Below are 12,457 nucleotides of genomic sequence, written 5' to 3'. Positions count from 1 at the left end.
AATCATACCGATCTACCGCTTCTACTGCAAGAAGGATGCCTCTTTTAAAGGATTTTTTTATGAAATACAAGGCTGTTGTTTTTGATCTCTTTACAACTCTGACTTCCCTGAGACACCTCAAAGATGCTCCAGGCAGGTTTTCAAATCAAATTTTAGGTATCTCTTCGGAGGAGTGGTCGGATGCTTTGTTTAATCGATCTCGTGAAAGGCTTACGGGGCTGATCACCGATCCTGTGGATATCATTAGGGATATCGCCTGGAAGATTGACCCTTCAATTTCAGAAGACATTCTCAACAGTTGTGCCAAAGAAAGGCGTCTCCGCTTTAACTACTGCCTTAAACATCCGCCTGCGGGAGTCGTAGAGTCTCTGCTGGCCATCAGGGAGGGGGGCTACAAGTTGGGACTGGTTAGCAATGTAGATGTCATAGAAGTAGAGGGATGGAAAGGTTCTGATCTTTCGACTTGTTTTGATACGGCGGTTTTTTCGTGTTATGAAGGGTATATGAAACCTGACCCTGAAATTTTTGGTCTCTGTTCAACAAGACTTGATGTGGCTCCCCAGGATTGTCTTTATGTTGGAGACGGTGGAAATGAGGAGCTGATTGCCTCGGCAAAAGCCGGGATGACTGCCGTTCTGACCAGTCAGTTTCTGCAGGATACGGCGCCCGAAAAAGTTATGGAAAGAGAAAAAACTGTAAACCATCATATTCGGAATTTGGATGAAATTCTCCCCCTTTTAGGCCAACTGGAGGGCTGACATTTTCCTATATATCCTGTTAGGACGGGGTTATAGCCCTTTGACAGTCATGAGAGGATAAATTATTATTACATATAACGCTCTTTAAGAAAAAACCGGCTTCTTTATGCTCCAAAGTCATATCCGGTTAATTTTACATGCGAAAAAAAAACTAAGGATATTTATTTGGAATTTAAAGAATTACCCCTCAGCGAATCTACGCTGAAAGCCGTCGAAAAAATGGGTTTCAAGGAACCTACGCCCATTCAGGAAAAAGTCATACCATTGTTGCTGGAAACACAGCGGGATGTTACAGGGTTGGCTCAGACCGGAACAGGAAAGACCGCTGCTTTCGGACTGCCTCTTATAGAGCTGGTAGATACGAATAAGAGGGAAATTCAGGGACTTGTACTCTGTCCTACAAGGGAGCTTTGTCTCCAGATCAACAGAGAAATGGAGTTGTTCTCAAAATTTACAAAAGACCTCCGGATTGTGCCCGTCTATGGTGGTAAGGATATGGGTTCTCAAATCCGTTCCTTAAAGATGAATCCTCAAATTCTTGTAGCAACACCTGGTCGTCTGGTGGATATGATAAAACGTGGGGTTGTTGATATCAGCAAACTTCGTTATCTCATCATGGATGAAGCGGATATCATGCTCAATATGGGGTTCCGGGATGAATTGGATTTTATACTGGCCTCGTCTCCTGATGAGAGGCAGACATTACTTTTTTCTGCGACTATGCCACCAGAAGTTGCCCGTATAGCCAAGGAATATATGACCGATCCCATCGAAATTGCCATGGGAAAAAAGAATGAGGGAACCGATACCATTGAACATTATTTTTATCTGGTTCAGGCCCGTGACAGATACAACGCCCTAAAGAGGCTTGTTGATTTTAACCCAGGAATCTATGGACTTGTGTTTTGTCGAACCCGTGCTGATACTCAGATGGTGGCTGATCGTATGCTCAAAGACGGCTACAATGTGGATGCCCTTCATGGTGATATGACTCAACAGCAGCGTGAATTTGTTATGAAAAAATTCAGAGAACAGAGCCTGCAGATACTTGTGGCTACTGACATTGCTGCCAGAGGGCTGGATGTCAATAATCTTACTCATGTCATTCATTATGAGCTACCCGATGACATTGAATCCTATAATCATCGTAGCGGAAGGACAGGCCGTGCAGGACGAAGGGGTACATCCTGTGCCATCGTCAACATGCGTGAAAAATACAAGATAAAGAGAATAGAAAAGACTCTGGGAAGAAAAATCCTGGAGGCGCCCGTTCCATTGGGAGCTGATATTTGTGAACAGCAGCTTATGGACCTCATCGATCGGGTTCAGACTGTTGATGTAGATGAAGAACAGATTGCTCCCTACATTGGAGTGATAGAAGATAAGCTGAGAGATTTGGACAGGAACACTCTGCTCAAACATTTTATCTCAATGGAATTTAACCGTTTCCTCAGTTACTATGGAAATCAACAGGATCTTCAGCCCGTTAAGGCGGAAAACTTTAGAGACAGAGGCCGGGATAGAGCTGGGGATAGAGGTGGATTTCGAGGCAATCGTGATAACAGTAATGTGCGCTATGTCCACATGAATATGAATCTGGGCCATCGAGATAGAATCAGTCCTCAGCATATAATTTCAATGATCAACAGGAGTACAAAAGGCTCCAAAGTTCCCATCGGTCGTATTGATATCGGGCCTACAAAATCCTCAGTACAGATTGATGCCGCTTATGCCAGCCAGGTGGAAGAGGCTCTGAGCCGTGTTCCCTTTGAGGGAAAAAAGATTCGGTTGGATGTCCAAAAAGACGCTCCTGCCGGAAGCGAAGGCGGCTCTTTTAACCGCGGTGGTTATAGCGGAGGCGGTTATAACGGCAAGCGAAAAAGCGGTGGCTATAATAAACGCGGAAAAGGCGGCAAATCGGGCAGTTTCCGGTAAAGTAAAATTTTCCTCTTCCGATCATATTATAAGAAGGGCTGGAAATCAGACCTTTGAAATGATAGGGAGAGGAACAATGATTCGTGGACTCTATACTGCTTCAAGTGGAATGCAGGCACAACAGCACAGATTGAACGCACTATCCAATAACTTGGCGAATGTTGATCTGACTGGTTACAAACGCGACACTTCTGTACATAAGGCCTTTCCTGAAATGATGATCCGCAGGTTTAATGATGACGGTGTTCACCAGTTTCCCATCGGTTCGGTAGATACTGCACCCATTGTTGGAAAACTTGGAACCGGCGTTGAATATAATGAGTCCTTCACCGTTTTCGAACAGGGGGCTCTTAAAGAAACCTCCAATCCTTTCGATGTAGCCATGGATGGTGACGGATTTTTTACAATTCAGACAAACAATGGCGAAAGATTCACACGTAATGGTTCATTCATCCTCGGTAAAGAGGGGCTTCTTTTAACAAAAGAGGGGTATCCTGTTCTTGGTGAAGATGGTCCAATTCAGATAAAACTCAATAACTTTACCATAGACTCCAAAGGGAGAATTTTTCAGAATGGGGAGCTTTCTGACAATCCTCAGAGGCTTGTTTCTATGGATGAGAATGATTGGGCAGATTCAGAGCTGGTAGATACCCTGAAGATTGTCCAGTTTGAGGGTAACGGCAATCGTTTCCTGAAAAAACAGGGAAGCAGCCTTTGGAATAACAACCTTGAATCCGGTGAACCTATGGCCACCTCCCTTGAGAATCGTCCCAAGGTTTTGCAAGGATTCCTTGAAGCCTCCAATGTGAACCCCGTGAGCGAGATGGTCAACATGATAGAGGTCAACAGAGCCTATGAGGCTAATCAGAAGGTGATCAGCTCTCAGGACTCACTTCTCAATAAATTGATAAACGGTGCGGCTAAGTATTAAGCCCTCTAGATAGGAGAATCAGAATATGATGAGATCATTATGGACCGCTGCCTCAGGAATGAACGGACAGCAGTTTAACATTGATACAATTTCCAATAACCTCTCCAATGTAAATACTACGGGTTTTAAGCAGGTTCGAGCCGATTTTGAAGATCTGATTTATCAGACTCAAAAAATAGCCGGAACTCCCGCAACAGAAGATACGGTTGTTCCTACTGGTATTCAGGTAGGTCATGGTGTAAAAGTTGCAGCCTCACAGCGAATGTTTACCCAGGGATCTCTCCAGAATACAGGAAACGAATCGGATATTGCCATTCAGGGAGAGGGTTTTTTCAGAACTCTTCAAATTGATGGTAGCTTTGGATATACAAGAGACGGTTCTTTTAAAATTGACAGCAATGGTCAGCTTGTTACTTCTAACGGAAATAAAGTACTCCCGGAAATTATCCTTCCAGAGGGGTTTATCAGAGAATCCTTCGCCATAAGCCAGGATGGGCGAATTAATGTAAAGCTACCCGGTAGCGATGATCCTGTCGAAGTGGGGCAGGTCCAGCTTTTTCGTTTTGTCAATCCCGCAGGTCTGCAGGCCATAGGTGAAAATACATTCAAACTGACTAGTGCTTCGGGAGATCCCATAGGAGGACGTCCCGGGTTTGACGGTATGGGTAAGGTCTATCAAAAGTTTCTTGAAAGTTCCAATGTGTCAGTTGTAAAAGAAATGGTTAACATGATTGTTGCCCAGAGGGCCTATGAGTTGAACTCCAAAGCCATACAGACATCGGATACCATGTTGGGTATCGCCAATAATCTGAAGAGGTAGAGCTAGATGGATAATATAAGTGCTGCAGGTAACTATCATTTAAGTAATAATTCCTCCGTCCAACTGGAAGGTAAACTGCAGTCCAATAAGGTTAGTTCCGGTGAAATGGATAAGCTGAAAGAGGCTTGCAACGATTTTGAGGCCATCTTTATCAAACAGATGCTGGACTCTATGAAAAAGACAATCAACTATTCCGATTTAAGCAAGAGGAATATGGGTGAAGAGATCTTTGATGACATGCTCTATGATGAGTATGCTAAAAAGATGAGCGGCACAGCCGGTCTCGGCATTGGCAATATGATGTTTCAGCAACTCTCAAGACAGTTACCCTCTGATATTCTTTAATAATCCTTTTTGTCATACTTCAACCGGCTGTACCAGCCGGTTTTTTTATGGGAGCAATTCCAATAGACATCTCCATGATCTCCGCCCCCTCTGGATTCAATACTAGTCATATTTGAGTTATAAAATATGAAGGTGTATACAAAATAAGACATAATAATCGATTTTTTCAGCATAGTATTTATACTCCATAATTTTTTAAGTTGTTTTGCAGTAATAATATAAAAATAATATTCACCTTTTATCTCGTCTTGGCATGGAAAATGCTATTTATTAGACAGGGGGTGTAATGCCATGAAATACACGACAGATACATCTTATGATACAAGTTTTAAATTTTATCTTGATGAAATAAGCCGATATAAGTTACTCACATTTGAAGAAGAAGTCATGCTGGCAGAAAAAATTGCCAACGGAGATGAGAAAGCCAGGTTGAAGATGATTAACTCAAATTTGAGGTTGGTTGTCAAAATGGCACGATCTTATCAGATTTCAGGTGTCAGCCTTATGGATTTGGTTCAGGAAGGCAATTTAGGGTTGATAAAAGCGGCAGAACGATATGATTATAGAAAGAATGTCCGTTTTTGTACCTATGCAGCCTGGTGGATAAAACAGGCTATCACCCGATTTTTAACAGACCGTAGCCGTTCAATCAGACTTCCTTATCGAAAAGAGGAATCTCTTCGTCATATCAATGATTTTATTCATGTCTTTGGTATCCAGCATAAGAGATCTCCATCGCTTCAGGAAATTTCTGAGGGAACAAAGGTCAAATACAATGATGTTGTTTCAATCATGGAATTTTCATCTAATCCCGTGTCTCTTTATTCCGAGACAAATATTGAGAATGGTTGTCTTATGGATGTTCTGTCCGATGATAACTATAACCCTGATGGTGATTTTTTTACAAAATGTGCTGAACAGGATACAAGAGACTCTCTTTACAAGCTTAAGGAGAATGAGAGGAATATCATCCGCTACAGGTATAATTTTGTAGACGGCAAAAAGCACACCCTTAAGACGATTGGTGAAAAGATGGGTATTTCTCCTGAAACTGTTCGGCAAATTGAGATCAGAGCGCTTAAAAAATTAAAAGAAGAAGCCTCTGAGTTGAAAGATTATATACAGGGCTGAGCCTTGACCAACTTGGCAATCCAGCCTAGATTCTTTTTATGTATATATTGGGAATAGAATCCTCTTGTGATGAATGTGCTGCTTCTGTTGTTCAGGACGGAAGTACTATCCGTAGTAATGTTATCGCCACACAGATCGAACTTCATAAACCATGGCAGGGTGTTGTACCAGAGATCGCATCCCGTCTTCATACCCGGTGGATCTGGTCTGTAGTAGAGCAGGCTCTCTCTGAAGCCGGAATCAATAAAGATGAACTGGACGGCATCGCCGTAACAAATAGGCCGGGTCTTGTCGGCTCTCTTTTGGTAGGCTTATCCTTTGCCAAAGGGTTGGCTTGGTCTTTAGGGGTTCCTTTTATCGGAGTCGATCATATCAGAGCCCATCTCTATGCACCCCATCTTGAAAATGACATTCCCTATCCCTATTTGGGATTGCTTGTATCTGGTGGGCATACAGTGATCTCCATAGTCCGCAGTTTTGATGATATTGAGGTTTTAGGAACAACCATTGATGATGCCTGTGGAGAGGCTTTTGATAAAGTGGCTAAGTACTATGATTTGGGATATCCCGGAGGAATTGCCATTGATAAGCTCTCTTCTCAGGGAGATCCCAAGGCATTCCGATTTCCCAGTCCGAATCTACACAAAGGTGATCATGTCTTTGATGTTTCCTATTCGGGACTAAAGACCGCTGTCATTAATCAACTGGATCAATTTTTAAATCCTGGTTTTGATAAAACAAAGGAAAATATCGCCGCTTCATTTCAAAAACGGGCTATTGATATACTCATTAAGAAAGTAAAACGTGCCGTAGAATTTACAGGAATCAGAACCGTTGTTGCCGGTGGGGGTGTGACGGCTAATTCTTATATGAGGACCTCATTAACAAATCTCCACGAGGTGACAACTTACTATCCTTCAATGGAGCTGTGTACAGACAATGCGGCCATGATTGCGGGCATCGGTTATCAGTATTTGAAAGTTGGAGAAACATCGGATTTTTCTGAAAATGCAAAAGCCAGAGTTCCCTCCTTTAAAAGAGGTTATCCTTGAAATAAGTGACTTGTAGGGGCGGACAATTCGGTGTATTTTGTATATTCTGAACCAATTAGAAAATTTATAAGCGGGGAGACACAACATGTCCAGTAATTTCAACCTAGATGATTCAATACGAAAAATAGAAGATTTTCCTCATAAAGGAATTCTTTACTATGATATAACAAGCATATTAACCAATCCCGAAGCCTTCTCATGGTGTATTGATCAGATGGTTGAATATTATAAAGACAAAAAAATAGATGCTGTGGCGGCTGTGGAATCCAGAGGGTTTATTTTTTCGGCTCCCTTTGCAAAGGCCATGCAAATACCTCTTATCCTGGTGAGAAAAGCGGGAAAACTCCCCGGTGTGACACTCAAAAAGTCATATCAGTTGGAATATGGAAAAGCCGAGGTTGAAATTCATCAAAGTGATGTTCCTCAGGGAAAGAATGTGCTCCTTGTGGATGACCTCTTGGCAACAGGTGGAACTATGGGGGCTGCTGTGGAATTGCTCACCATGGGTGGTGCTAATGTAAAGCATATTTTTGGTATCATTGGACTTCCGTTCTTAAAATATGCTGATAAATTACCAGGAATTGAGATCAAAACACTCATTGAGTATGAGAGTGAAAATGTAGGGTCCTGAAGGACTTGTTAACATAGAAATATTTTGCGGGTTTTTACTTGACATAAAAAGTCAATTTTTATATCATGCCCGCAGATTGAAGCAATGAAGTTGTCTGACCGCTTCTTAACGGAAGGACAGTTGATGTTTTCAAAACATATTTCCCGATAGTGTAATTGGTAACACTGCAGATTCTGGTTCTGCCTTTGGGGGTTCAAGTCCTCCTCGGGAAGTCAAATAAAACAGAAGTCCCTTGTTCACTATGTCAGGAACAGGATGTTCTTATACTTGCATTGGATTACTATCCAGGGACTAAAGCCGGCTCTAAAAAGCCGGTTTTTTTTGAAAATAAATAGAAGTGCTGATGTATATTTATTTACAAAGTCTGTATAAATATTTATATATGGGGTGGATTATGCAGGAGAAGGCTTATCTGGTGCTTGAAAACGGTTCAGTTTTTCCAGGCAGATGTTTTGGTGTAGAGGCTCCTGGAGTTTCTACTTTGGCTGTGGGTTCAGACATTCCCTTTGGTGAGCTTGTTTTCAATACAGGCATGTCTGGATATCATGAAATACTGACTGATCCCTCCTATACAGGGCAGATTGTCACCATGACCTATCCACATATTGGGAATTACGGCTGTGATGATCATTGGTCTGAAAATGGACCTGAGCCGTCATCCCGAAAAGATGTCAAAGTCTCCGCCTTGGTGGTGCGTGAAGTTTATGACGGACCACTGCCTCATGGACGAATTAGCCTTGATCTATATTTAAAAAATAATAACATATGTGGAATAACGGGTATCGATACCAGGAAGCTGACTATCATGCTTCGAGATAATGGCAGTTGTAATGCAGTTGTCGTCAGGCCCTCAGATACCGGCTCCGGCTGGACAGATTCAGACCACAAGGCATGCCTTGAATATCTTAAGAGTCTTCCTTCTATGGAAGGGCAGAACCTAATAGCAGATGTAGGTGTTGACGAAGTGGTCCATTTTCCTGGATCAGGAACTCATATCGCACTTCTTGACTGCGGCATTAAAGCCAACATTCTCCGGGAGCTTGAAAGCCGGTCTTGCCGGATTAGCCTTCTTCCATCGGGAGCGACAATTCAGGATATTGAGAAAGTGAATCCTGATGGTGTTTTTCTCTCCAATGGCCCCGGCGATCCTGCTGTTCTGGAACATCAAACATCACTTGTTCAAAATCTGTTGGGTAAATATCCCGTTGTGGGAATCTGTCTGGGACATCAGATCATAGGCCAGGCAATCGGTTCACAGACGTATAAAATGAAGTTTGGTCATCATGGCTGCAATCATCCCGTCCGGGATGAAAAGACAGGCCGGGTTTTTGTCACATCACAGAATCACGGTTTTGCTGTGAATGAAAAGACCCTTCCAAAAGATGTGACTGTACGCTTTCGAAATGCAAATGACGGATCTATTGAAGGTCTTGAATGGAAAGAAAAGAAACTGCTATGTGTACAGTTTCATCCAGAAGCCTCGCCGGGGCCTGTGGATTCAAGTTGGATTTTTGATGCTTTCCTAGATGTGATCAATAATACTGCCAGTCCAGAGGAGAAAGTAAAATAATGCCCGCTAGAAAAGATATTCATAAAATACTGATCATCGGATCAGGACCAATCATAATCGGTCAGGCCTGTGAGTTTGATTATTCGGGAACTCAGGCAGTTAAAGCGCTCAAAGAAGAGGGATATGAGGTCATCCTAGTCAACCCCAATCCTGCTACTGTGATGACCACCCCAGGAATTGCAGATAGGATCTATGTGGAACCTCTCTCTGTTAAGTATTTAACTGAGATCATCAGTAAAGAGAGACCCGATGCAGTCCTGTCAACCATGGGAGGGCAAACGGCTCTCAATTTAACCCTTGATCTTGCCGAAGAAGGAGTTCTTGAAAAATATGGTGTTGAAGTCATCGGTGCCAATACGGAATCCATATTCAAGGCCGAAGACCGGGGCGAGTTTAAGAAAGTTGTTGAAAGCCTTGGGCTTGAATCGCCCCGTTCTATTGTTACCAAGACAGTAGCTGGGGCTCTTAAACTTGAAAAAGAAGTGGGACTTCCCCTTGTTATCCGTCCCAGTTTTACCCTCGGAGGAATGGGTGGAAGCATCGCCTACGATCATGAAGGTTTGAAAGACCTTGTGGAAAAAGCCCTCCAGGCAAGCCCTGTGGGAGAAGCCCTCATTGAAGAGTCTCTCATTGGATGGAAAGAGTTTGAGATGGAGGTCATGAGAGATAAGATGGACAATGCCATCATTGTCTGTTCCATTGAGAATATTGATCCCATGGGGGTCCATACGGGAGACAGCATTACTATTGCTCCCATACAGACTCTTGATGATCGTGCTTTTCAGAAAATGAGAACGGCCTCCATTGACATTCTACGAGCCATTGGGGTTGATTGCGGTGGGTCTAATGTACAGTTCGCCGTCAAGCCGGACACGGGTAGAATGATCGTTATTGAGATGAATCCCAGAGTTTCCCGTTCCAGTGCACTGGCCAGCAAGGCTACGGGATTTCCCATTGCTCACTGCAGTGCCAAGCTGGCAGTCGGTTTTACACTCGATGAAGTGACCAATGAAATAACAGGAAAGACTGCCAGTTGTTTTGAACCGGTATTGGACTATTGTGCCGTTAAAGTTCCCCGGTTTGAAACAGAAAAGTTTCCAACGGGATATTCGGCCTTAGGAACTCAGATGAAGTCTGTGGGTGAAGCACTCGCTCTAGGGAGAACTGCCTTAGAGGCCTTAAATAAGGCCATCAGAGCCTCTGAAACAGGTTTCGACGGGATTAGTGAATTGAGGGTGAGTGAAAAAGAGCTGGAATCTATTCTCACAACAGCCCATCCACGCCGCTTGTTGGGAGCCTATACATGGATCAAGTGGAATCCAAAGGGGTCACTTGATGCTCTGGCCGAAAAAACCGGATTCAATAGCTGGTTCCTCTATCAGCTTCAGAAGCAGGTGAAACTTGAAAATAGAATTGCCGCTGCCGCTGATCTTGATAAGGAACTCATGCTGGAAGCGAAACAAACAGGTCTTTCAGATGGCCGGATTGCTGAGCTGAGGTCAGAGTCGCCCGCTTCGGTTACCGCATTGAGGGAAGAGCAGGGCCTGGAAGCTAATTATCATTTTGTAGATAGTTGCGCCGGTGAAATCAATGCTCAGACTCCCTATTTCTACTCCACCTGGGGCGAAGTCGACGAAGGTGCTCCCACGGGAGATGAGGGGATTATAATCCTCGCATCCGGTCCGAACAGAATCGGTCAGGGGCTCGAGTTTGATACCTGCTGTACCTTGGCTTCCATTAGTTTGAGGGAAGAGGGATTCAAGACAATCATGATCAATTCAAATCCTGAAACCGTCTCGACAGACTTTAATATTTCCGATCGTCTCTATCTTGAACCTCTCACGGCCGAATCGGTGAAACAAATTATGAAGAAGGAACAGGTTCAAAAGATTGTCGTCCAGTTGGGCGGACAGACTCCGCTGAATATGGTTGAAGAACTGGAAGCGTCCGGTGCTCAGGTGGTGGGAACCTCTGTTGAAAATATCAACAAGGCGGAAGATAGAAAGCTATTTTCAGAATCGATGACGAAATTGTGTTTGAATCAGCCAAGAAATAAGAGCGCCTATTCTAGAGAAGAGGTCGTACAGTTTTCAAAAGACATCGGTTTCCCCGTTCTGCTGAGGCCCTCCTTTGTTTTGGGCGGGCGGAGCATGTTCATTGCTTATTCAGTAGAAGAGCTGGATATTTTTCTCAGTAAGGGCATTGTGATTTCCCAGGATCGGCCGGTACTGGTGGATCAGTTTCTTGAAGATGCCTTTGAATATGACCTGGATGCCGTTTCTGATGGAAAAAATGTCTACATTGGCGGTATTATGCAGCACATCGAGGCTGCGGGTATTCATTCTGGAGACTCCGCCTGTGTTTTTCCACCCTATAAGTCCACACCGGAAATACTCAAGGAAATGACCGACGCAGCTGTGTCCATCGCTAGGGAGTTCAAGGTTCAGGGATTTTTGAATATCCAGTTTGCTGTAAAAGATGATCAACTCTATATTTTGGAGGTCAATCCAAGAGCCTCCCGAACCGTGCCATTCCTGTCTAAAACATCCGGTGTGAATCTGATAGAAGCCGCTGTCAAGGTTTGGAGCGGTACGGATTTGATGAACCAGGGGCTTGTGGACAAAGAGACAGGCATCGGGCAGGGCAGCTGCCAGACTGGTTGGGCTGTGAAAGAAGCCGTCTTCTCCTTTGATCGCTTTGCAGGATTGGATCCAATACTGGGACCTGAAATGAAATCCACTGGTGAAGCCATCGGTATAGGTGAAAGCTATGGAGAAGCCTTTGCCAAGGTTCAGGCTGCAGTCGGGTGTTATTTACCCACAAGCGGACGTGTTTTTGTGACTGTATCAGATAAAGACAAGCAGACTATCCTACCCATCATCAAGGATCTTGTTGAAATGGGTTTTGAGATTGCTGCAACCAGGGGTACGGCAGACTTTCTCTATAAGAATGGGATCTTTTCAGAAGTCATCCTCAAATTGCATCAGGGGCACCCCAGTGTGGTAGACCATATGAGCAGCGGAAGGATCGATATGCTGATCAATACACCACTGGGCCGCAACTCTCAAATGGAGGATGAAGAGATTCGAACAGAAGCTGTCAGAAGGAAAATTCCATACACCACAACAACGAGTGCAGCTCAGGCTGCAGTCATTGGTATTCAATACCTCATGAGTGAAAGAATCCATTCCCAGCCTCTGCCGGAACCTCTCAAAAAGAAGGCCTTATAAATCAAAAAGGGGCTGCTCCAAAGTTCTCCCGACGTTGGAATCACAGCCCCTTAA

General features: G+C 43.8%; 10 protein-coding genes and 1 tRNA gene. All 11 read left to right on the top strand.

All coding sequences use genetic code 11. The features are described 5' to 3' along the window. The first annotated feature begins 59 nt into the window (after nucleotides 1-59). Nucleotides 60-758: an HAD family hydrolase gene (locus EXM22_RS07180; protein WP_168203399.1), complete on the top strand. Its 699-nt coding sequence runs from the start codon at nucleotides 60-62 to the stop codon at nucleotides 756-758. Between the two features lie 165 nt (nucleotides 759-923). Continuing rightward, on the top strand, nucleotides 924-2,693 hold the full coding sequence (locus EXM22_RS07175; protein WP_149485859.1) for a DEAD/DEAH box helicase: 1,770 nt from the start codon (nucleotides 924-926) through the stop codon (nucleotides 2,691-2,693). 76 nt (nucleotides 2,694-2,769) lie between these two features. After that, a complete protein-coding gene (locus EXM22_RS07170) occupies nucleotides 2,770-3,624 on the top strand; it encodes a flagellar hook-basal body protein (RefSeq protein ID WP_149485858.1) in 855 nt (284 codons plus the stop codon). Nucleotides 3,625-3,649: 25 nt separating this feature from the next. Next, nucleotides 3,650-4,444 (top strand): flagellar basal-body rod protein FlgG, encoded by a 795-nt coding sequence (gene flgG, locus EXM22_RS07165; protein WP_149485857.1) that lies wholly within the window; start codon nucleotides 3,650-3,652, stop codon nucleotides 4,442-4,444. 6 nt (nucleotides 4,445-4,450) lie between these two features. Then, a complete protein-coding gene (locus tag EXM22_RS07160) occupies nucleotides 4,451-4,789 on the top strand; it encodes a rod-binding protein (protein ID WP_149485856.1) in 339 nt (112 codons plus the stop codon). A gap of 291 nt (nucleotides 4,790-5,080) precedes the next feature. Beyond that, nucleotides 5,081-5,920, top strand: a complete 840-nt coding sequence (locus EXM22_RS07155; RefSeq protein ID WP_149485855.1) for a sigma-70 family RNA polymerase sigma factor — start codon at nucleotides 5,081-5,083, stop codon at nucleotides 5,918-5,920. A 38-nt stretch (nucleotides 5,921-5,958) separates the two neighbouring features. Beyond that, complete coding sequence (gene tsaD / locus EXM22_RS07150) at nucleotides 5,959-6,972, top strand: tRNA (adenosine(37)-N6)-threonylcarbamoyltransferase complex transferase subunit TsaD (RefSeq protein ID WP_149485854.1); 1,014 nt, start codon at nucleotides 5,959-5,961, stop codon at nucleotides 6,970-6,972. 85 nt (nucleotides 6,973-7,057) lie between these two features. Next, a complete protein-coding gene (locus tag EXM22_RS07145) occupies nucleotides 7,058-7,603 on the top strand; it encodes an adenine phosphoribosyltransferase (RefSeq protein ID WP_149485853.1) in 546 nt (181 codons plus the stop codon). Between the two features lie 140 nt (nucleotides 7,604-7,743). Then, nucleotides 7,744-7,815: transfer RNA gene (locus tag EXM22_RS07140), tRNA-Gln, on the top strand. Nucleotides 7,816-7,997: 182 nt separating this feature from the next. Further along, nucleotides 7,998-9,173, top strand: coding sequence for a glutamine-hydrolyzing carbamoyl-phosphate synthase small subunit (gene carA / locus EXM22_RS07135; RefSeq protein ID WP_149485852.1), 1,176 nt, complete (start codon nucleotides 7,998-8,000; stop codon nucleotides 9,171-9,173). Further along, nucleotides 9,173-12,403 (top strand): carbamoyl-phosphate synthase large subunit, encoded by a 3,231-nt coding sequence (carB, locus tag EXM22_RS07130; RefSeq protein WP_149485851.1) that lies wholly within the window; start codon nucleotides 9,173-9,175, stop codon nucleotides 12,401-12,403. The genes carA and carB overlap by 1 nt, the downstream gene beginning before the upstream one ends. Nucleotides 12,404-12,457: the final 54 nt, after the last annotated feature.

This window comes from Oceanispirochaeta crateris, from assembly GCF_008329965.1.
Classification (GTDB): domain Bacteria; phylum Spirochaetota; class Spirochaetia; order DSM-2461; family DSM-2461; genus Oceanispirochaeta; species Oceanispirochaeta crateris.
This window is presented reverse-complemented; position numbering and strand designations above follow the sequence as displayed.